At 64.7% G+C, this 20,467-nt stretch carries 16 protein-coding genes; 7 read left to right on the top strand and 9 right to left on the bottom strand.

Annotation, left to right across the window (positions count from 1 at the left end; all coding sequences use genetic code 11):
* The first annotated feature begins 266 nt into the window (after positions 1 to 266).
* A complete protein-coding gene (locus IVB47_RS18490) occupies positions 267 to 4,382 on the top strand; it encodes a GAF domain-containing protein (RefSeq protein ID WP_247463040.1) in 4,116 nt (1,371 codons plus the stop codon).
* Here IVB47_RS18490 and IVB47_RS18495 read toward each other — a convergent pair.
* The 4 genes from IVB47_RS18495 to IVB47_RS18510 form a co-directional block, all read right to left on the bottom strand.
* Positions 4,356 to 4,697 carry a hypothetical protein gene (locus IVB47_RS18495; protein ID WP_247463041.1) on the bottom strand — a complete coding sequence of 114 codons (342 nt, stop codon included), beginning with the start codon at positions 4,695 to 4,697 and terminating at the stop codon, positions 4,356 to 4,358. The genes IVB47_RS18490 and IVB47_RS18495 overlap by 27 nt on opposite strands.
* 275 nt (positions 4,698 to 4,972) lie before the next feature.
* Positions 4,973 to 5,779: a WecB/TagA/CpsF family glycosyltransferase gene (locus IVB47_RS18500; RefSeq protein ID WP_027565472.1), complete on the bottom strand. Its 807-nt coding sequence runs from the start codon at positions 5,777 to 5,779 to the stop codon at positions 4,973 to 4,975.
* Complete coding sequence (locus IVB47_RS18505) at positions 5,772 to 8,135, bottom strand: Wzz/FepE/Etk N-terminal domain-containing protein (RefSeq protein ID WP_247463043.1); 2,364 nt, start codon at positions 8,133 to 8,135, stop codon at positions 5,772 to 5,774. The genes IVB47_RS18500 and IVB47_RS18505 overlap by 8 nt, the downstream gene beginning before the upstream one ends.
* Positions 8,136 to 8,426: 291 nt before the next feature.
* Positions 8,427 to 9,227: a methyltransferase gene (locus tag IVB47_RS18510; RefSeq protein ID WP_247463045.1), complete on the bottom strand. Its 801-nt coding sequence runs from the start codon at positions 9,225 to 9,227 to the stop codon at positions 8,427 to 8,429.
* 394 nt (positions 9,228 to 9,621) lie between these two features.
* Between IVB47_RS18510 and IVB47_RS18515 the strand changes: the two genes are divergently transcribed.
* Positions 9,622 to 10,650, top strand: a complete 1,029-nt coding sequence (locus tag IVB47_RS18515) for a glycosyltransferase (RefSeq protein ID WP_247463047.1) — start codon at positions 9,622 to 9,624, stop codon at positions 10,648 to 10,650.
* Between the two features lie 15 nt (positions 10,651 to 10,665).
* On the opposite strand, the gene IVB47_RS18520 is transcribed toward IVB47_RS18515, so the two are convergent.
* On the bottom strand, positions 10,666 to 11,652 hold the full coding sequence (locus tag IVB47_RS18520; protein WP_247463215.1) for a glycosyltransferase: 987 nt from the start codon (positions 11,650 to 11,652) through the stop codon (positions 10,666 to 10,668).
* 247 nt (positions 11,653 to 11,899) lie between these two features.
* Here IVB47_RS18520 and IVB47_RS18525 point away from each other — a divergent pair, with 247 nt between their 5' ends.
* From IVB47_RS18525 to IVB47_RS18535, 3 genes are all read left to right on the top strand, one after another.
* Complete coding sequence (locus IVB47_RS18525) at positions 11,900 to 12,964, top strand: glycosyltransferase family 1 protein (protein ID WP_247357906.1); 1,065 nt, start codon at positions 11,900 to 11,902, stop codon at positions 12,962 to 12,964.
* A gap of 40 nt (positions 12,965 to 13,004) precedes the next feature.
* The gene (locus IVB47_RS18530) at positions 13,005 to 14,405 is read left to right on the top strand and encodes an O-antigen ligase (protein WP_247463050.1); all 1,401 of its coding nucleotides are present in this window, start codon (positions 13,005 to 13,007) and stop codon (positions 14,403 to 14,405) included.
* A 65-nt stretch (positions 14,406 to 14,470) separates the two neighbouring features.
* On the top strand, positions 14,471 to 15,616 hold the full coding sequence (locus tag IVB47_RS18535; RefSeq protein WP_247463052.1) for a GNAT family N-acetyltransferase: 1,146 nt from the start codon (positions 14,471 to 14,473) through the stop codon (positions 15,614 to 15,616).
* Between the two features lie 43 nt (positions 15,617 to 15,659).
* Here IVB47_RS18535 and wrbA read toward each other — a convergent pair whose 3' ends face one another.
* The 3 genes from wrbA to IVB47_RS18550 form a co-directional block, all read right to left on the bottom strand.
* A complete protein-coding gene (wrbA, locus tag IVB47_RS18540) occupies positions 15,660 to 16,259 on the bottom strand; it encodes an NAD(P)H:quinone oxidoreductase (RefSeq protein WP_027565464.1) in 600 nt (199 codons plus the stop codon).
* Between the two features lie 82 nt (positions 16,260 to 16,341).
* Entirely contained in the window at positions 16,342 to 17,040 is a 699-nt protein-coding gene (locus IVB47_RS18545; RefSeq protein ID WP_027565463.1) for a pirin family protein, read from the bottom strand.
* A gap of 36 nt (positions 17,041 to 17,076) precedes the next feature.
* Positions 17,077 to 17,829, bottom strand: a complete 753-nt coding sequence (locus tag IVB47_RS18550) for an SDR family oxidoreductase (RefSeq protein ID WP_247463053.1) — start codon at positions 17,827 to 17,829, stop codon at positions 17,077 to 17,079.
* A gap of 117 nt (positions 17,830 to 17,946) precedes the next feature.
* Between IVB47_RS18550 and IVB47_RS18555 the strand changes: the two genes are divergently transcribed.
* Complete coding sequence (locus tag IVB47_RS18555; protein ID WP_247463055.1) at positions 17,947 to 18,882, top strand: LysR family transcriptional regulator; 936 nt, start codon at positions 17,947 to 17,949, stop codon at positions 18,880 to 18,882.
* Positions 18,883 to 19,037: 155 nt separating this feature from the next.
* Here IVB47_RS18555 and IVB47_RS18560 read toward each other — a convergent pair whose 3' ends face one another.
* On the bottom strand, positions 19,038 to 19,295 hold the full coding sequence (locus IVB47_RS18560; RefSeq protein WP_027520456.1) for a hypothetical protein: 258 nt from the start codon (positions 19,293 to 19,295) through the stop codon (positions 19,038 to 19,040).
* Between the two features lie 154 nt (positions 19,296 to 19,449).
* Between IVB47_RS18560 and IVB47_RS18565 the strand changes: the two genes are divergently transcribed.
* Positions 19,450 to 20,433, top strand: a complete 984-nt coding sequence (locus tag IVB47_RS18565; protein ID WP_247404023.1) for a tripartite tricarboxylate transporter substrate binding protein — start codon at positions 19,450 to 19,452, stop codon at positions 20,431 to 20,433.
* Positions 20,434 to 20,467 lie beyond the last annotated feature (34 nt).

Here is a 20,467-nt window from a genome sequence, read left to right on the forward strand (position 1 = left end):
GGCTCTGGTTCTTGAGGGCATCGTCTCAAAGCACAGATGCGATATCAATCTCCCGTAAACCAATACAGGGCTGCAAATTCGTAAAGGGAGCGCGTCTTTGGCCGAAACCGCCATCCAGTACAGCGACTTTTGACAGTTTCGCGACAGCTGTTTGCAGCTCGTTCACTTTGATCGACGGTTTGCGGGAACCAATAACCCCCACTTAGGCCATCGCCTTCATAAAGCTACCCGGGAGAAAATGGCAGAAATGCTGGGGAGTTGAGATCGTGCAGACGACCCTCGCGCGCACACTCGCAGCGTTGAGCGACATCAACGAAGCCATCCTTTACGCGAAGTCGCCGGACGAGCTGTACCAGAAGGTCTGCGACGCCGGGTTTTCGAGTGGGGACTTCATGGCCGTCGCCGTCTTCCTGGCGGAGCCGGATGGCCAGCGGCTGCGGTTTGCGGCCGGCTGCGGCGATGACGTGGCGCGGCTGCGTGCGATCGAGATCACCACGGAGGCCGGTACGCCGGAGGGATCGGGCGTCGGCGGCGAAGCCTTTCGCAGCCAGGGGATCTGCATCAGCAACGATTACCTGAACGATCCTCGCTCGCTCGCGTGGCGCGAGGGCGCGGCCGGGGCGGGTGTCGGCGCAGCCGCGGCGCTCCCCCTGATCTGCGGCGGTCGCAGTATCGGGGTGTTGTATGTGACGCGCTCGGGGGCAGGTACGCTCGACGAGGCGATGGTCTCGCTGTTCGAGCGGATGTCGACCAATATCTCACATGCGCTGGAGAATTTCGCGCGCGAGACGGCGCGGCTGGATGGCGAGCGGGCAGTGCGGCGGCTCAACCGCATGTTCGGCGCCCTCACTGCGACGAATGAAGCAATCCTTCACGCCAGCACCGAGCAGGATCTGTACCAGCGAGTCTGCGACGCCGCTGTGTATAGCGGCAAGTCGCTTGGCACTTTCGTTCTGCTGCACGAGCCGGAGTCCGAATGGCTGACGCCGGTGGCAGCGACCGGACGTAATCTGGATCTGATCAGACAGTCGCGCTACTCGATTGATCCGGAGAGTCCCTACGGCAAGGGCATCTCCGGTGAGGTGTTCCGGACCCAGAAAGCGATCGTCGAGGAGGACCTCGTCAATCGCACCAAGGGGACGACCTGGGAGCAGGCCAACGTCAATGCCGGCGCCGTCGCCTGCGTGGCTGCTCCCTTGATCAAGCGCGGCACCAGCATCGGCGTGCTGTTTTTCTTCGTGAGCAAAGCCTGGGCGAAAGACGAAGGCATCGTCGCACTGTTGCTACGCATGACCGAAACCGTATGCTTTGCGCTCGAGAACTTTGACCGCGACAAGGAGAAGGCCCAGATCGCCCTGGAGGAGGAACGGCTGGCGCGCATGTACGCGGCGCTAAGCGCGACGAACGAGGCCATTCTGCGGGCAAGGTCCCGCAGCGAACTGTTTGATCTGGTTTGCGAAGCCACGGTGCAGGGCGCGAAGTTCGCCTCGACCTCGATCGCGTTGCTCGACGCCGACGCGGGACTGCTTCGCGTTGTCGCATCCTTTGGACCGAACGCCGCTGAGGTACGAACCTTCAGATTGCCGGTCAGCGACAAGGTGCCGGAGGGACGTGGGCTGACCGGCACTGCGTTCCGGACGCGGCAGCCTTGCATCAGCAACGACATTCTGGCCGACGCCCGCCTCGAGCCCTGGCACACCAGCGCGCGTCACAACGGCATTGCGTCTTCGACCGCGCTGCCACTGTTCAACGGCGATAGGGTCGAAGGCGTATTCCTGTTCAACTCGCGCGAGCGCGGCACTTTCACGGACGAATTCGTCGAGCTGCTGCGCAAGCTCCAGGCCAACGTCGCCTTCGCGCTCGAGAATTTCGATCGGGCCGACGAAAAAGCGCGGGCCGACAAGCAGCGTGATCGCCTGAGTGGCATGTTTGAGGCGCTGAGCGCGACCAACGAAGCCATCATGCGCGCCAAGACGCGCGAGGAGCTGTTCGAGGTCGCGTGCCAGGCCGCCGTGCTGGGCGGGGTGTTCGCCTCCGCGACAATCGGGATTATGGACGACAGACGTGAACTTGTCCGGGTGGTCGCCGTCAAGGGACGCCTTCAGGAACGAATGGTGGGACGCACCTGCTGTGTTTCAGCCGACCATCCTGAGGGCCAAGGGATCATAGGGATGTCGCTGCGGACCCGCCGGGCCAGCGTCATCAACGATTATCTGAATGATCCGCGATCGGTGCACTGGCATACCAAGGCGATCGAGGATGGAACCCGGGCTGCTGCCAGCTTCCCACTGCTGCGGGGCGGCCAAGAGCCTATTGGCATCCTGCTTTTCCTCGCACCGGAAGAGAATACGTTTACACCCGATCTGGTCGAGCTGCTTGGTCGCCTGGCTGAAAACGTCTCTTTCGCCCTCGATAATTTCGATCGTGCCGAGGAGAAGGCCCGCACCGAGGCGCAGAAGGAACGCCTGACGCGCATGTTTGCGGCGCTGAGCGCCACCAACGAGGCGATCATGCGAGCGAAGTCGCGCGCCGAACTGTTCGACCTCGTCTGCCTTGCCGCCTCCAATGGCGCAAAATTCACCTCGACCACCATCGCGCTCGCGAGCGCCGACAGCGACCAACTGGAAATCGTCGCCAGCGCCGGGCCTTCGTCCGACACCACCCGCACCGTCCGCCTCTCCATCGATCCCGATCGCCCGGAAGGCCGCGGGATGAGCGGCACGGCTTTCCGCACGCGCCAGCCATGCATCAGCAACGACTATCTCAACGACGATCGCGTCCGCGCCTTCCACGCCATCGTCCGCGACGACGGCGCGCGCTCGGGCGCGGCATTCCCGCTGGTCGCCCACGACCAGGCGGTTGGCGTCATGATCTACATGTCGACGGAGCCTGCCGCCTTTACCGACGAGTTCGTCGAGCTGCTACAGCGTCTCGCCGAAAACGTCTCCTTCGCGATGGAGAATTTCGATCGCGCCGACGAGAAGAACAAGGCCGACGAACGGATCGAGTATCTCGCCTCCTATGACAGCCTGACCAACCTGCCTAACCGCGAGACATTCAGTGCCATGTTGCGCGCGGCAATCGATGCGGCGGAGCGCCATGACCATCGTTTCGCGGTGCTGTTCATCGATCTCGACCGGTTCAAGGTCATCAACGATTCGCTCGGCCACGAGGCGGGCGATTTGCTCCTGCTCGAGGTCGCCGACCGACTGCGCAGCGCGCTGCGAGCGAGCGACGTGGTGGCGCGCCTCGGAGGCGACGAGTTCGTGGTGATCCTGGACCAGTGCGGCGAGATCGACGACGTCCAGCGCATCGCGACGGAACTGCTCAGCGTGCTCGCGAAGCCGATGGAGTTGGCCGGCCACGAGTGCCACACCACCGCCTCCATCGGCATTGCGATGTATCCGGCCAACGGTGCCGACGCGCTGACGCTGACAAAAAACGCCGACATGGCGATGTATCTCGCCAAGGAGGACGGCAAGAACGGCTATCGCTTCTTCTCCAAGGAAGTGAACACGCAGTCGATCGAGCGGCTGTCGCTGGAGAGCGCGCTGCGCCGGGCACTGGAGCGGGATCAGTTCACTTTGAACTACCAGCCCAAGGTGGACGTGGTGACCGGCCAGATCACGGGCGTGGAAGCCCTGCTGCGCTGGACGCATCCCGATCTCGGCAATATCTCACCGGCGCAGTTCATCCCGCTGGCGGAGGAAACCGGACTGATTGTGCCGATCGGCCGCTGGGTAATGAAGGAGGCCTGCGCTCAGGCCATGGCCTGGCAGCGACGGGGCCTATTACCGGTGTCGATGGCGGTGAACCTGTCGCCGCGCCAGTTTGTCGACGAGCATCTCTTGCAGGACATCGACGAGGCGCTCGCTGCAAGCGGCATGTCGCCGGTTCTGCTCCAGCTCGAAGTCACCGAGAGCATGATGATGCGCAACGTCGGACGTGCGATCAAGGTGCTCGACGCCATCCAGAGCCGCGGCATTCGCCTGGCGATCGACGATTTCGGGACCGGTTATTCGTCGATGTCGCTGATGAAGCATTTCCCGATCGACACCATCAAGATCGACCGCTCCTTCGTGCGTGACTTGCCGCAGGATGCGGAGGATCAGGCGATCGCGCAGGCGATCATCAGCATGGGCAAGGCGCTCGGCATGACCGTGGTGGCGGAAGGTGTCGAGAACGTCGAGCAGGAGACCTTCCTGCGCGCCCATGGCTGTGACGAGATGCAAGGTTTCCTGATCTCCAAGCCCGTTCCGGCGCGGCAGATGGCCGAGCTGCTGCGGCCGATGGTGCCGCCCTACGCGCCGCCGCTCCAGCCGGAGCCGGACCATGCCGCCACCGCGGCCGCGGCGCTACGGTTGAAAAGCGCTGTCGTCTGACGGCTGCGGGTGCAGCTCGCGGACGTCGTCTTCCTTGATTTCCGCCTTGCGCGGAAAATCATTCGGCCACGGAAGTGAGGTTTGTTCGGCGAAGAGCGTGATAAGGACATGCGCGCCTTCGGCAAAGCCCGAGCCGTCGCCAAGGCCGAGCTCACGACACCACACCTGTCGCATCGGCTCGTGCGTATCGAGCACCGCCATCGCCGGACCCCACCACCAGGCCGGCGCCGGCGATCGTTCGTCCTCCGGCACGGCATGCCAGAGGACGAGCTCGTCCATCATGCGCTCGAATTGCAGGCTTGCGGCCTGATGCATTCGTTCCGTGCTCCCTTGGGTCGCGCCTGAAAGCAGGCCGATGCGCGGACTCGATCGTGGCCTTCGCTGTGAAAAGCTGGCTCGCACTATTGGCTGAGCCGATTGTGTCGACGGCCATACAGAAACATGCGGCGGCCGGGAAAGTTGCCGACGCCGACTGTGACAGTCTCTTTAGCCGCTTATGAGCCCGACCCGCAAGGCGCAATACCGGCGCCGCTGGCGTTGAAATAGCGCAGGCGGGGCTGATAACCGGCTGCGGTCATGTCGTTGTCAACTCAGCGATTGAAGGGCCCGTTGCGGCTGAACAGCAGATAGATCGCGCGAGGGTTGGTGGTCAGATAGCGCCAGAACAGCCGGCGGGGCTCGAGCAAGGTGCGCCAGGCCCATTCCAGGCCGATCTTCTGCATCCATCGCGGCGCGCGGGCGCGGCTTCCCGACAAGAAGTTGAACAGGCCGCCGGATGTCTTGATGACGCCGACATTGGTGAGATGCGGCGTGAATTCCTCGACGAAGGCCTGCTCGTTTGGCACGCCCAGCGCAACCCAGAGATAATCCGGCGCTAGCGCGTTGATCTCGTCGACCTTCGCGCGCAGCGCATCGCCACGGAGATACCCGTGGCTATGGCCGACGATCTTGAGGTTTGGATACATCTTCCGGACGTTCTCGACCGCCGCGGCGTTCTCGTCCTCGCTCGCGCCGAACATGTAAAAGGTGCGGCCGACCGCTTCGGCCTTGCGCGCGACGACGTGAAACAGATCCGTCGTGGCGACGCGCTCGGGCAGCGGAAACCAGGATTGCAGCCTGGACGCCGCCACCAGCGGCTGACCATCGGCGTTGATGAGGTCGGCGCCGCGGAACAGGCGCTCGGTCTCCGGTTCGGTCGAGCACCGCGCCAGCACCTCGCCATTGGCCGAGGTCAGGTGCAGCGGACGGCCGATGCGATGGCGCGGATCGGTCGCCTCGATCATGAAATCTGCGGTCGCTTCCAGGTCGAGCGCGGCCATGCGAAGGCCGCCGATGGTGATCCGCGGCACGTCAGCGGTTGCGGCCCGGCCATCGAGATTGATGCGGCGCTCAAGCATATTGTCTGCCTCGTTGGCGAGCTTGGGCCATGGGGGTGAGTTCGTCGAGCACGACGCCGACGAGCTTGCGCTCGGCGCGGCCGAGCGTGCTCAATATCTCTTCCAGGCCGTCGTTGATGTCGAGGCTGGTCGGCAACACCGCCACCAGCGCGTCGGCATCATCGAGCAGCTTACGGCTGCCGGCCGTGAGTGGCGCCGTGGGGCCGTCGAGGATCACGAGGTCATAGCCGCCGGCGGAGCGCGCCTGCTCGATGGCCTTGCGGATGGCGTCAGTGGCCTTGCCAGCGTCGCCTTCGACGGCCGGCAATACCGAGATGCCGTTGAGTGTCTTGATCTCGCGTGCGGCCTTGCTGCCGATCGAAAGCCATCCGACCTTGCTCGGCTCGCTCTTGCGGGGACGGTTGACCTTGTTCGAGAGCGAGTGCGCCTGATGGTCGGCGTCGATCATCAGCACCCGGGCGCCGTCGCGCGCGGCCGCGAGCGCGAAATTCAGCGCCGTCACGCTGCGCCCGGTGGTCTCGCTGGCACCGACGAGCGCGATGATCGGCATTGTCTTTCCGCCGGCGCGCCGGGCCGCCGTAGCGCGCATGTCGCGCCAGGCGTTGAGCAGCGTCGTCAGTGGAAAGCCGGGGCGCAGCGTCGGCCAGCCCAGCCGAGTGAGGTCGATGCCGCCGCCGGTGGCGAGAATGGCACCGAGCGTGTGGATGACGTCGGCCTCCTGCAGGCGCGCGATCAGCGGCTTTTCGATCAGGGGCTTCTCGACCATCGAAGGTTGCAGCGGCGGGGCGGGGAGTTCCGGCAGTGCCTCCGCGACTTCCGGGGCTCGCGAGACCGGCTGGGGCCGGGCAGTCTCCGCCGCCCGCGAAGGCTCTGGAGCTCGCGGCAACGGAGTACGATTGGGACGGGCCGGCGCCGGTGCCGGCACGAACGTACCGGCGAACAGCAGTTCGGCCGCGACGAACCAGCTCGATGCAGCGATTGCGCCGAAGATGAAACCGATCATGGCGAACAGGCTCATCGCCGGCGGGAACGAGCGCCGTTGCGGCACCGTCGCTTCGCCGATGATCCGGGCCGCCGAGGTGTTCAGCGTCTCCTGCTCCTCGGTCTCGCGCGAGCGCTTGAGGAAGGATTGATAGACGTCACGGCTGGCATCGGCCTCGCGCTCGAGCTCGCGCAGGCGCACGGCGGCCTGGCTGAGCTGGACGCTCTGCCGCTTCTGCGCCTCCAGCGCCCGGCTGAGCGAGGCTTCAAAGTCGCGGGCGCGCGTCAGATCGTTCTTGGCGGACTGGGCGAAGCGGTCGATCTCTTCGTTGATGGTGCGCTTGAGATCCTCGACCTGCTTCTCGGTCTGGCGCAGCGCCGGATGACGCGGGCCGAGCTCGCCGGCTTGCTCCGCATATTTCTTGCGCGCGTCGGCATATTGCGCGCGCAGGTTCGCAATGGTCGGCGATTGCAGCGCCTCGGAGTTTGCGCCTGCATCTGCCGTGGTGCGTCGGCTCGCCTCGATCTGGTCGAGGCGCGCCTGCGCGTCCATCGTCGCGGCGCGGGCGGCGGAAAGCCGCTGGTTGCTGGCGGAAAGCTGCTGGTCGCTGATCAGCGCATCCTGGGTGCCGACGAAATTGTTCTGGGCCTTGTAGGTCGCAAGCACGGTCTCGGCGTTGCGCAGCCGCTCGCGCAGCTCCTTCAGGCGGCCGGAGAGATCGTTGGTGGCGCGCCGTGCGGCCGAGGCCTGCGAGTTGCGGGATTCCGCGAGGTAGGCGCTGGTCAGCGTGTTGGCGAGCATCGCCGCTTTCGCCGGATCGGTCGACCAGACCTCGATGTCGACAATGAAGCTCTTCTCGGTCTTGCGGATCGTGATGTGCCGGTTCAGCGCCTCGAGGGCGGCGAGCTGCACTTCCTTTTTCTCCGTGGCGGAGGGCGCGTGGGGCTGAAGGCCGATCAGGCCGAGCAGCGACGACATCACGCCTTTGCCATCGGCCCCGCCGAATTCGGGGTCCTTGTCCAGATCAGCCTGCTGGATCACCTGGAGCAGCACGCTGTTGGAGGTGATCAGGCGCGCCTGGCTCTCGACCACCATCGACATGCCGGAGACGTCCTGCGCGCGAGGCGTTAGCTCGCGATCGACGAGCTGAAGCTCGCGCGGGTCGACATAGAGCTGGGCGGTGGCGGTGTAGCGGGGCGCCAGGCTCTTGCCCACGGTGACGGCAAGCGTCGCACCGAGCAGCGCGGCAACGGCAATCGCGATCTTCCGCCGCCAGAGCAGATTGACCAGCTCCAGCACGTTGAAGCCGGCCCGAGGCCGCTGCTGCGGAGCCTCCGGTCTGGCCCGGTCTATCGGCTGGTTGTAGTCAAGCATGATCCCCAGCTTTCATTCCAAGTGCCGCGTGCTGAGGGGGTACTCTTCGCTCTACGCCACGCACCTCAGATATAGGTGCCCACTCAACGCAACAGGGAAAATTAACCATACTCATTGAGGGACTATTCACCGAAATGGCAAACAAAGCGTTTAAGCGCATGCCACTCTTCGACGCGTCGTCGTGACGCTTGCGATGACGCGGTCCTTCAGAGATTAACGGTTCGTTACCGCGTGCGTCGTGGCCGCGAGGGTTCGCTGGTCTTGCCATCGGCCGCGCGCGCACCATGGCCGTCAGCTTTTCCGCAGGATGACGTGATAATCGCCGCGGCGGACGTCGGTCCCGCGCGGGAGCACGGCGTTGAGCATGGCGGCACCGGCGTCGACCAGGGCTGCGAACAGCGGCTTGCGCCGGCGCATCTCGGGATAGCGCGGGCTCTCGACCTCACGGCGGTAGATCATCTCGAGGCCATTGGCGGCGGCGAACGCTTGGAGCCTCGGCAGCGACACCAGGGGATGGAAGAAGGTCGGGAACGGCGGCTCGCCCGGCAAGCCGGCATCCTTGATGCCGCGAATGTGCCGGTAGAACCAGACGTGGAACCAGTGCGGCGAGTATTTGGTGACGACCCCGGACAGCGAACGCGGATTTGGCGCGCCGATCAGGATCATCCCGCCGCGCTTGAGCGCATCGCGGAAATTCAGGAGTGCGGCGTCGACATTGGGAAGATGTTCGATCACGTTATAGCAGATCACCAGATCGAAGGTCCCGCGCTCGAAGCGGTAGGTCTGGACGTCGCCGAGGATCGCTTCGTCCGCGTAGCTGTTGTTGCGAACCTGGTCCTCGTCGATGTCGACGACGGTGACCTTGCTGCGGCTCAGCAATTCCGGTGGCAGTACGCTGCACGAGCCGCCTCCGGCTTCGTAGGTCGCGAGCTGGCCCTGCGGCAGTTCTCGGCGCAGCACGTCGTGAACGGCGAGCAGGCTATCGCGGGCTTCACCGGGGACGAGATCGTGCAGCGCCTGAGTGTGTGCAATGGCCGGGGGAATTTGGACCGCCGTGGCTGTCGCGAAATCGATCGTGGCTGGCTTGTTCATTTTTTTCCGACCGCGCTTGTTCGACTTAAATTTACAGGAAAAATCTCGTGTACCCGTAGAGGAAATCCGATGCCGCGACGCTTCACCCGTCGCAGTGCTTACGGTCAGGTTAATGAGCATGTGCGTTAACTACGGTATCGTCCGCGCCAGCCGCCATCGGCACGGCGGACCGCGAATTGCAGTATTACGCGCGCAAGATTTCGCAGCAGAAACACCCGGAAGCAGTTAAGTGCATGGATGGCGGAAAATCGGCGGCGTGGCGCCGTCGCCAGGCTCAAACCGGCCGTTCATTTTGGGACGTGCCTGTCCCGCGGCGATGTGCCGTCGCGGGACGGCGCTGATCCTCTGGATCGAAGCAGGGCTTTTTCAATCTATCTCGGACATCTAGAACGTCATGACATTGATCCCGACAGACCTGTCCGCCACGCGTATCTCGGATGCCGTGCGCGATCCCAACCGGGAGATCGCGGCCAGCTCCCGGATTATCGACCTGTCGGTTGGTATCGTCGTCTGCATCCCCTGCTTCCGCCGCCCGCAGCATCTGCGGTTGACGCTGGACTCGCTCGCGAGCCAGCGCACCCCGCGCTCCTTCGCCGTCGTCATGGTCGAGAACGATGCGGTCCGGCGCGAAAGCGCGCCGGTGGCAGCGGAATATCTCGCCGATGGCAGGCTTCAGGGTGTCTGCCTGGTCGAGAAACGGCAAGGCAACGTCCAGGCGATCAACGCCGCGTTCGAGACGGCGCTGGCGCTGTTTCCCGCCGCGACCCGGTTCCTGATGATCGACGACGACGAGATCGCCTCGCCCGATTGGCTCGAGCTGATGGTCCGCACCGCGGAGGCGACCGGCGCCGATGTGGTCGGCGGGCCGGTGCTGCCGGTCTTCGAGGACCGCAGCATGCCCTGGCTTTCGCGCCACCCCGTTTTCTGTCCCGCCTATGATTACAGCGGCGCTGTGCCCCTGATCTACGGCTGTGGCAATTGCCTGATCACGCGTGCGGCGTTCGAGAGGTTCGCCCGTCCCGCCTTCGACCCCCGCTTCAACTTCCTCGGGGGCGGTGACTGCGATTTCTTCGTGCGGTGCCGCGATGCCGGCATGACGTTCCACTGGACGGCGGAGGCAGTCATCACCGAGACGGTGCCGCAAAGCCGCACCAGTTTCGGCTGGATCGTGAAGCGAGGCCTGCGCATCGGCGCGATCAATTATCGCGTGCAGGCCAAGGCCGCGCAGGGCGCGGCGGCGCACGTGTGGGTGTTTGCGCAGATGCTCGGGAGGTTGCCGCTGTCGCTGGTGCGCGCGGCCGCTTTGCTGAAATCGTCGAAGGCCGTCGTCGCGATGCATCCCGTGATGGTCGCGCTCGGCTCGCTGCTCGCCGCGTTCGGCATCGAGCCGAAGCCCTACGAGGCCTCCAAGATCGTGTCCTGACGCCGAGCCGGCGGGCTAAATACCAAAGCAGGCGAGGGCGACCCTGACAGCGGAGCGTGGCAGCGACTTGAGCGAGCGGCGCCCGACCATCCCGAGATAGGCGAAGGCCTGGCGATATCTGCCGAAGCGGACCGCCTGCATCGCCGAATACGTGACGAGATGAACCTCGGCGGCCTGGCGCAGCCCGGCTGCCATGCCCGCTGGCAATCGCGCCATGATCAGCCCGTCGTCGAACACCCGCGCGATCGCCGGAAAGAAATCCTGTGGCGTCCGCACCGCCGCGTTCATGGTGTTGGCCGTGTGCAGGCGGTAGTCGAGCAGCAGGTTCGGCGCAAATTCGAATTCGCCGATCGCGGCAAGACGGCACCAGCAGTGCCAGTCCTCGCAATATCTGAGCGAGACGTCGAAGCCGCCGATGGCGCGGAAAGCCTCTGCACGTGCCAGCGCAATGCCGCCATTGACGATGAAGTTGCCGGCCGCGAGCCGCGCCAGCACGTCGCCGGACGGTTTGCGGCGTCCTTTCAGCAGATCCCGTCGGCCGATCTGCCGTCCCTCGCTGTCGATCGTGTTGTAGTCGCCGTAGACGAGAACCGCTCGTGGCGCGCCACGCGCAGCCGCCAGCAGCGCCGCGACGGCGCCGGGCCGCAGGCGATCGTCGGCATCGAGGAAGAGCAGCCATTGGCTGCTCGCATGGTGCGCGCCGAGATTGCGCGCTGCCGATACGCCAGCGGCGCCGTTGGTGATCAGGCGCAGTCGCGGGTCACGAATGGCGCGGACGATGGCGGTAGTGTCGTCGGTCGAGCCGTCGTCCACGACGATCACTTCGCTGACCTCAGCCTGAGCCAGTGCGCTGGCGAGGGTTTCGCCGACATAGGCCGCAACGTTCTTGGCCGGAATGACGACGGAAACCGATGTGGTTGAGCCGACTTGCAGCGGGAGGCGCGCCGCCGGAACGACGCGCGATGTGGCGGGCAACTCGAGAATTTCTTCCGCGGTGATCAAGATACGACTCGCCTTTAACCGTCTGTTAACCAGGGCGCTTTGGCGCGTTGGCAATGCGATCGATCGCAACCTTGGCCGTCGCGAATGATACTCGGATTGGGAAAAAAACGTCGCCGTGAAGGCTAACGCCGCGCTGGTTTCGTCAATTAGCGTTAAGCCGCCGGCATTAAGCCTGTGGCAAATTTGGAAGAGTGCGGCAGCCGGTCCCATGCGAGAATGCGCATCAGGCCGCCGCGGATGGACCCCAGTGCCCGCAAAGACATTCGACTACGATCCCGACGACATGGTCCTCAACCTGTTCTACGAGGACAAGGACGATCGCTGGTTTCCCGGCGATCGGCATTTGCGGCGCATGGCGCGTCGCATGCTGCTCGGCGAGCCGCGCATGAGCGGGCAGCTCCGCGTGTTCCTCAATCTCTGTGCGGGGCTCGACCGGCTCGGTATCCGCTATCGCGTCAACGACTATGGCTACATCGCGCGGCATCCGGGCGAACTCGCCTGCATCATCGGCCGCACCTTCCTGCTCGACAAGTTCGCCTGGAAAAATCCGATCCTGCTCGGCGTCGCCGCCCACAATCATCCACTCGACGATCCCGACCTGTTCAAGCGCCTGCCGGTCAAGAAGGTCGTGGTGCCCGGCCCGTGGTACGCCGACATGTATCGACCGCATTGGCCCGACACGGAGGCCTGGCCGATCGGCATCGACACGGATCTCTGGGCGCCGTCGCCGACGCCGCAAAAGAGCGTCGATGTCCTGATCTACGACAAGGTGCATTGGGATCGCGAGCGCTACGCGGCGGAGCTGATCGAACCCGTCCGCGCCCGGCTCACGAGGGAAGGCCGCTCGTTCACCGAGCTGCGTTACGGCAGCTACAAGGAAGAAGACTATCGGGCCGCGCTCGCGCAATCGCGTGCGATGATCTTCCTCTGCCAGAATGAGAGCCAGGGCATTGCCTACCAGCAGGCATTGTCTTGCGGCGTGCCGGTGCTGGCCTGGGATCCCGGCGGCCCCTGGCGGGACCCCGATTATTATCCGCATCGCGTTCAGTTCGCGCCGGTGTCGTCGGTGCCGTACTGGGACGATCGTTGCGGCGCCAAGTTCGTCGACATCGCCGGGTTTGAGGCGGGCTGGGATGATTTCTGGGCCGGGTGCGCCGCCGATACGTTCGATCCGCGCGGCTTCGTGCTCGACAACCTCACGCTGGAACAGCGTGCCCTGCAATATTACGAGATCGCGCGGAGCATCGTGCGGCAGCAGGCGCCGCAGAGCTCCGGCGGACTGGTTGACGGATGCTTAACAGGGATCGGCTAGGACTTCGAGCTTCCCCCGGCTTCACCACCAACCTCGAGCCATGGATCGCAGCGCCACTGACATGACCGACGTCGAGGCCCGATCGTTCGGCGACGTCCTGCGCGTTGGGCTTGCGGGGGTCAACGCCGTGCGGGCGGCGCGCTGCCTCGTCGCAGTCGCAGCCCTGCTCCTCGTGCTGGTGACGCTCGATCCGTTTCCTGACCTGCGCAATGAGGACGTCACCACCGTGGTCGGCGGGCGAATGGCGCTCACCTATGTCTCCTGGGGTCTATTGGCCGTGGTCGCGGTATTGTTCGTCGCCGCAACGGATGCGCCCGCGCTGAAGACCTTGGTGACGCCGCTGCATCTCTGCCTGGTCGGCTGGCTGTTGATCAACATCGTCTTCTCCGAGAACCGCGGAGTCTCGATGCAGCGCTTCGTGCTCGCAGCCAGCGTGATGTCGCTCGCGGTGCTGTTGCCATTGTTGCCGCCGACGCAGCGCAGCTTCAACCTGTGTCTCGGCGGCGCCGCGCTCGCACTGCTTGCGCTCTGCTATCTCGGCGTCTTCGTTGCGCCGCAATACTCGATGCACACCGCACTGGACGTCACCGAGCCGCAGTTGGCCGGCGACTGGCGCGGAAGCTTCGGCCACAAGAACATCGCTTCGCCCGTGATGACCATCCTGATCTATGTCGGCATTTACTTGTCTGCCATTGGTTCGTTCGTGATGGGGCTGGCCATCGCCGCGCTGGCCGGACTCTTCCTGATCTTCACCGGCGGCAAGACGTCGTCGGTGCTGTGTCTTGCGATCTACGCGCTCGCCTCGCTGGTCTGCGTCACACCGAGCCTGTGGCTGAAGCGGATCATTTGCTTCGTGCCGCTGATCGTGATGAACCTGCTGACGGTCGGCAGCGTCCTGAGCCCGGCGCTCGGGGCGACGACGCGGCTGCTTCCGCTCGATCCCACCTTCACCGGCCGTTCCGCCATCTGGGAGTTCGCGCTCGCAGCTGTCGCCGAGAAGCCGATCATCGGTCACGGCTACGCCGCGTTCTGGGACGACGTGACCGCGCGGCAGACCGCCCAGGGCGCCGAATGGGCGACGAGCGCGGCGCACAGCCACAACAGCTATCTCGACCTCGCGGTCACCATCGGCTTGCCGGGGCTGTTGCTGGTGATCCTCGTCTTCGTGCTCGCGCCGCTAGGCAATTTCCAGACGGCCCGAACTCACAATCGCAGTGGTGCGTTGGCAAAGCTGTTCCTGACCGTGTGGCTGTTCGGCCTGTACTACGGGGCCACCGAAACCTTCCTGCTGGAACGGCAGAATCCGATCTGGTTCATGTTCGCAGTTGCCGTGGCCGGCCTGCACTTCCTGGCCAGGTTCCAATGCGTCGCGGAAACGGAACCGGACGACTTGTCGCAGCCGGTGCCGCCGCAGTTGCATCGGCTTAACGATAAGCCGTGAGGTCACTTGTGGCCGCGACAAAACATAATCTATCTGGAAACACCCAGTAATCGCATGTCCCGCGGATGACGATCCTCAGCGTCGAGCAACCACATGGTCTTGTGTCCAGCACGTCGGGAATCGCGGTCGATTTCGTGCGTGATTGGCCGCGGGCCGCATCGCGCCTGAACGCAGGCCATCGCACTGCATTCCAGCATGGCTACTGGCTCGGCGCCTGGTACGAGGCGTTCCACGGTCACTCGCCGCTGATTGCATTGATCTCCGATGCCACGACCGGCAGGGACATCGCAATGGTGCCGATGATCAGCCACCTCAGGCGCGGCATCCGCATCGTCGAATTCGCCGATCTCGGCGTCTCCGACAACAACGCGCCAATCCTGGCGCTCGATGCCGCGTTGGACGCGGCGGCGACGGAGGCGATCGGCAAGGCGCTGATCGACGCATTGCGCGCATTGCCGGACCGCTTCGATTTGCTGCGCCTGAAGAAGATGCCGGCCCAGATCGGCGGCAACCCGAACCCGCTGGCGTCGCTCGGCCGGGTCGGGTCCTGCTCGCTCAACGGCAACGTCGTGCTGACCGGCGACGACTATGAAGATTACCAGGCCTCGATCAAGCGCATGCAGATGCCGCGCTGCTGGCGCGTCTTCAACCGTCACGCCGGCGCGCGATTCGAGATCGCTACCGATGTCGCGCGTGCGCGCGAGCTGCTGGACGTGATGGATGCCCAGCAGCAGGCGCGCATGCGAAAGCTTGGTTCGCGCTTCGTCCTCAACGACGAAACCCATGCGCAGTTCTATCGCGAGGTCGCGCGTCGGGGCGTTGCGGACGGTTATGCCGTCATCTCGGCGCTGGTCTGCGATGAGGCCGTCGTCGCCACCACGCTCGGCGTCAGGTTCGGCGCGACCTATTTCCTGCTGCGCATCAGCCATGCCGGCGATTCCTGGTCGAGCTGCTCGCCGGGGCTGCTCGTGACCGAGCGCACCATGGCGGCGCTGCATGCAGATGGCGTGCGGCGTTTCGATCTCAGCATCGGCAACCAGAACTACAAGCGTCGCTTCGGCGCCGAGCCGGTACCGCTGACCGATGTCAGCGTCGCGCTGTCCTGGCGCGGCATGCCCTTCGCGTGGCGTGACCACGCCGCGCAGGGCTCGCGCCGCCACCCCAGGCTCGCCGCCTTTGCGGCGCGGGCTATGGGCAAGGGGGCGCGCTGACGGGCGCTCCCCTCGCATCAGACGTGCAGCTTAGCCATGTAGCTCAGCCGTGCAGCTTCCTGGCTGTCTCCGCGATCTGGCGGCCCTGATAGCGTGCGCCGGCGAGCTCGTTGGCGCTGGGCTGGCGGCTGCCGTCGCCGCCGGTGATCGTGGTGGCGCCGTAAGGTGCGCCGCCGGTGATCTCGTCGAGCTTCATCTGGCCGGCGAAGCCGTAGTTCAGGCCGACCACGACCATGCCGAAATGCAAGAGGTTGGTGATGATCGAGAACAGCGTCGTCTCCTGGCCGCCATGCTGGGTCGCGGTCGCCGTGAAGGCGCCGCCGACCTTGCCGTGCAGCGCGCCCTTGGCCCAGAGACCGCCGGCCTGGTCGAGGAAGTTCGCCATCTGCGAGGCCATGCGGCCGAAGCGGGTGCCGGTGCCGACGATGATTGCGTCGTAGTTTGCGAGGTCCTCGATCGTCGCGACGGGGGCGGTCTGGTCGAGCTTGTAATAGGACGCCTTGGCGACCTCGGCCGGCACCAGCTCAGGCACGCGCTTGATATCGACGGTGGCACCGGCTTCGCGCGCGCCTTCCGCAACGGCATTGGCCATCGCTTCGATGTGGCCATAGGCGGAATAATAAAGGACGAGAACTTTGGTCATGATGGTCTCCGTTGGATGCAGATTTGATGCGTCGGTGTCGGGAGCGTCATGCCGGGACAAAGCCTGCATGACGAAGGCGTTGCTAAACCGCGTCGACGAGCACGATCTCGGAATCTTCCAGTGCCGTGATCTTCAGCCTGTCCTCGTCGCGGATCGCCGCACCGTCGCGGGCGTTGACGCGCACGCCGTTGATCTCGACTGACCCCGCCGCGGGCACGAGATAAAGGTGCCGTGACTTGTCCGGCGCGTACTCCGCGCTCTCGCCCGCCTTCAGTGTGGTGGCGAGCACCCGCGCATCGGCGCGGATCGGCAGAGCGTCCGTGTCATTCTCGAAGCCGCTCGCGATGGTGACGAGCTTGCCCGAGCGGTCTCCTTTCGGAAACGGCTTCGAGCCCCAGGTCGGCTGGCCACCGCGCGCGGTCGGCTCGATCCAGATCTGGAAGATGCGTGTCCTGGTCGGCTCGAGATTGTATTCGGAGTGGCGGATGCCGCTGCCGGCGCTCATCACCTGCACGTCGCCCGCTTCGGTGCGGCCTTCGTTGCCGAGGCTGTCCTGATGAGTGATCGCGCCCTCGCGCACATAGGTGATGATTTCCATGTTGGCGTGGGGATGGGCGGGAAAGCCGGTGTTGGGCGCGATCTCGTCGTCGTTCCACACCCGCAGGGCGCCGTGACCCATGTTGTCGGGGTCATAATGGCTTGCGAAGGAGAAATGATGCTTGGCATTGAGCCAGCCGTGATCGGCGCCGCCTAGCTTTGCGAAGGGTCTGAGTTCGATCATCTGCGTAATTCCTTGTTTGAGCGGGCGGCGCCTTGATCAGGCGCCGAAACCGCCGTCGACGTTGAGCACCGTGCCGGTGACGAAGGAGGCTTCCGGACTTGCGAGGAACACGACGCCAGCCGCGACTTCCTCGGGGCGGCCGAAGCGCTGCAGCGCATGCTGCTTGCGCTGGGTCTCGGCGAACTCGCCGCCGTCCTTCGGGTTCATGTCAGTGTCGATCGAGCCGGGCTGCACCACATTCACGGTAATGCCGCGCGGGCCGAGGTCGCGCGCTGCGCCCTTGGTGTAACCGACCACGGCGGCCTTGGTGGCGACGTAGTCCGCGAGACCCGGGAACGAGGCGCGATCGGCAAGCATCGAGCCGACGGTGACGATGCGGCCGCCTTCCCCCATCAATTGCGAAGCGGCGCGGATCGCCGCGATCACGCCATGCACGTTGATGGCATCCTGGCGGGCGAGCGCTTCGATGTCGGCATTGGCATCGTCGATCGCGCCTCCGCTAGCGACGCCGGCATTGTTGACGAGGATGTCGAGATGGCCGAACTCCTTCGCGACGTCTTTGACGAGTTGCGTCACGTCCTTGGCCGAGGCCTGGTCCGCCCGGAAGGCGCGCGCCTTGACGCCCCGGGCCTTCAACTCGGTGACGACCGCTTCCGCCTTTTCGGGAGAGGCGACGTAGCTGATGGCGACGTCCGCGCCTTGATCGGCGAGTGCACGGGCGGAGGCCGCGCCGATACCGCGCGAGCCGCCGGTGACGAGGGCAACCTTGCCTGAGAGCTTCTTGGTCATTGGATTTCTCCATTCCTGAATTTCTGATGACCCTTGGATAAGCCTCCGCCTGTGGTATAAAAATAGAAACTGTTGAAACGCATTGTTTCCTTAAACAGCCCGGTTGGATCCCCTTCTATGGCCAAACTCCCCGATTTCGAGGCACTCGCGATTTTCGCAAAAGTCGTGGAATTACGGTCGTTTGCGGGGGCCGCGGGCGAACTCGCGATGTCCAAGGCGACGGTGTCCAAGGCGGTCACGCGCCTCGAAGAGCGACTCGGCGCCCGGCTGTTCAACCGTACCTCACGCCGGCTCGCGCTGACCGATGCCGGGCATAAGCTCGCCGAGCGTGCGACGCGCCTGCTGTCCGACGGCGAGGCGGCGGAGAACGAAGCGCTGGCGCAGTCGGTAGCGCCGCGGGGCCTGGTGCGGCTCGCCGTCCCCATGACATTCGGGATCAAGGCGGTGGCGCCATTGCTGCCGGAGTTCTTCGAGGCTTATCCGGAGGTCTCGGTCGATCTGCACTTGAGCGATGCGACCATCGATTTGATCGGCGAGGGCTTTGACATGGCGGTGCGGATCGCGCGGCTGCCGGATTCCTCGCTGATTGCGCGGCGGCTCTTCACGATGCCGCGCTTTACGGTGGCGGCGCCGTCCTATCTTAAGCAATACGGACGGCCGACGCATCCGATGCATCTGGCCGAGCACAAATGTTTCAGCTACGCCTATCTCTCGACGCCCAACGTCTGGCACTACACCAATTCGGCCGGCGAGCAGGCCAGCGTGCGTCCGGGCGGTCAGCTCCGCGTCAACAACGGCGAAGCGGTAATGCCGGCGCTGATCGCCGGCCTCGGCATCGCCGACCTTCCGGAATTCATCGTCGGCGAGGCCATTTCCTCCGGCGAGGTCGAAGTGGTCCTGAAGGACTGGAAGCAGGTTGAAGGCGCCGTACATCTGGTGACGCCACCTGGCGGCCCGCGCCCCGCACGCGTCGAGGCGCTCGGCGATTTTCTCGCAGCGAAGCTGCCGGGTACGTGCAAGCGGCAGGTGCGCGGAAAGGCAAAGCCGTCGTAGCAAAGCCGTCGTAGAGCGAGTGCCTTCAGCGACCTCCGTCATTGCGAGAAGCGAAGCGACGAAGCAATCCAGAATGTCTCCGCGGGGCATTCTGGATTGCTTCGCTTCGCTCGCAGCCTGGATTGCTTCGCTTCGCTCGCAATGACGGAGTTGGACTAAGACACCGTCACATCATTACGCGCGACCACGCGCAAGTTCGGCTTCAACGTTTCTTCCAGCTGCGACTTCAAATCATGGACACGCGGATCGCGCGAGCGCTTCGCGCAGACTGCGTATTGATGCACGGATTGCGCCAAGGCGCGTCGCGCTTCCGGCGTCCGCGTGACGTCGGGTTTTGATAGCCGCAAGACGATGGCGGCGAGATTCACCAGCATCTCGTCTAGCGCCACGTCAATGGTCTGAAGTCTATTCATCGCTCCACTCCCTGCGAGGCAACGGTAGAGTCCGGGGGGCGTTCCTGACCGGGCGGAACATGGATAATGCTTCGTTAATCCCGCCGCACGGCTTGTTCTTGCGGGCGGTCACGCTAGGCTGGCACCGAAATAAGAAAACAGGGGGAAATCTGCCATGGATCGACGCGATGTCCTGCGCGCCGCTGCCGCATTGCCGTTGTTGCCTTCGTTGTCGAGCGTGGCTTTCGCGCAAGTCTATCCCGCGCGCAACGTCACCATGATCGTGCCGTTTCCGGCCGGCGGCCAGGCGGATCTCGCGGCGCGCCCGGTCGCACAGGCGCTGGAGCGAATCCTGGGCAAGGCGGTCATCGTCGACAACCGCGCCGGCGGTGGCGGTGGATCGGTCGGCAATGCCGCGGCGGCGCGAGCCGAGCCCGACGGCTACACGCTGCTGATGACGCTGTCCTCGCTCGCGGTGCTGCCCGAAGCCGACCGGCTGTTCGACCGTCCGGTCGCCTACGAGCTCTCGCAGTTCATGCCGATCGCGCGGGTGCTGGCCGATCCCACGCTGCTCGCCGTGCCGGCCTCGGCGCCGTGGAAGACCGCGCAGGATTTCGTCGAAGACGCAAAGAAACGCCCGGGCCAGATCACCTATGGCTCGTCCGGGCCTTACGGCACGCTGCACGTGGCGATGGAAATGTTTGCGAGCAGCGCCGACATCAAGCTGCTGCATGTGCCGTTTCGCGGCGCCGGTCCAGCGCTCACCGCGCTGCTCAGCGGCACCGTGCAGGCGATCGCCGCCGCACCGGGAACGCTGAAGCCGCAAGTGGAGGACGGCAAGCTGCGCGTGCTCGGCAATTGCGGCGCCAAGCGCATCGCAAGCTTCCCCGATGTACCGACCTTCCAGGAGCTCGGCTACAAGGACGTCGAGATGTACATCTGGGCCGGGCTGTTTGCGCAGAGCGCGCTGCCGGCGCCGATCGCGACCCGCCTGCGCGAGGCGATGGCGCAGGTGATGACGAGCCCGGACGTGCTCAAGGCCTTCGAAATGTCGGGCAGCCTCGTTGCCTATCAGGACGCGCCGGCGTTTGCCGAGTTCGTGGCGGTCGACAGCGCGCGGCTGATTACGGCAGTGAAGAAGATCGGCAAGGTAGAATAGGTTCCTGGCCCGTTTTCACAATTTTTTGTTGGTC

It is taken from the genome of Bradyrhizobium sp. 62, assembly GCF_023073035.1.
In the GTDB taxonomy this organism is placed as follows: Bacteria; Pseudomonadota; Alphaproteobacteria; order Rhizobiales; family Xanthobacteraceae; genus Bradyrhizobium.

Bases quoted from the DNA above. Each gene is read 5' to 3' on its own strand.
- IVB47_RS18545 (WP_027565463.1), bottom strand. From the start codon at position 17,040: ATGATCGAACTCAGACCCTTCGCAAAGCTAGGCGGCGCCGATCACGGC.
- IVB47_RS18500 (WP_027565472.1), bottom strand. From the start codon at position 5,779: ATGCTTGAGCGCCGCATCAATCTCGATGGCCGGGCCGCAACCGCTGAC.
- IVB47_RS18510 (WP_247463045.1), bottom strand. From the start codon at position 9,227: ATGAACAAGCCAGCCACGATCGATTTCGCGACAGCCACGGCGGTCCAA.
- IVB47_RS18515 (WP_247463047.1), top strand. From the start codon at position 9,622: ATGACATTGATCCCGACAGACCTGTCCGCCACGCGTATCTCGGATGCC.
- IVB47_RS18555 (WP_247463055.1), top strand. From the start codon at position 17,947: ATGGCCAAACTCCCCGATTTCGAGGCACTCGCGATTTTCGCAAAAGTC.
- IVB47_RS18535 (WP_247463052.1), top strand. From the start codon at position 14,471: ATGACGATCCTCAGCGTCGAGCAACCACATGGTCTTGTGTCCAGCACG.
- IVB47_RS18530 (WP_247463050.1), top strand. From the start codon at position 13,005: ATGGATCGCAGCGCCACTGACATGACCGACGTCGAGGCCCGATCGTTC.
- IVB47_RS18560 (WP_027520456.1), bottom strand. From the start codon at position 19,295: ATGAATAGACTTCAGACCATTGACGTGGCGCTAGACGAGATGCTGGTG.
- IVB47_RS18495 (WP_247463041.1), bottom strand. From the start codon at position 4,697: ATGCATCAGGCCGCAAGCCTGCAATTCGAGCGCATGATGGACGAGCTC.
- IVB47_RS18505 (WP_247463043.1), bottom strand. From the start codon at position 8,135: ATGCTTGACTACAACCAGCCGATAGACCGGGCCAGACCGGAGGCTCCG.
- IVB47_RS18550 (WP_247463053.1), bottom strand. From the start codon at position 17,829: ATGACCAAGAAGCTCTCAGGCAAGGTTGCCCTCGTCACCGGCGGCTCG.
- IVB47_RS18565 (WP_247404023.1), top strand. From the start codon at position 19,450: ATGGATCGACGCGATGTCCTGCGCGCCGCTGCCGCATTGCCGTTGTTG.
- wrbA (WP_027565464.1), bottom strand. From the start codon at position 16,259: ATGACCAAAGTTCTCGTCCTTTATTATTCCGCCTATGGCCACATCGAA.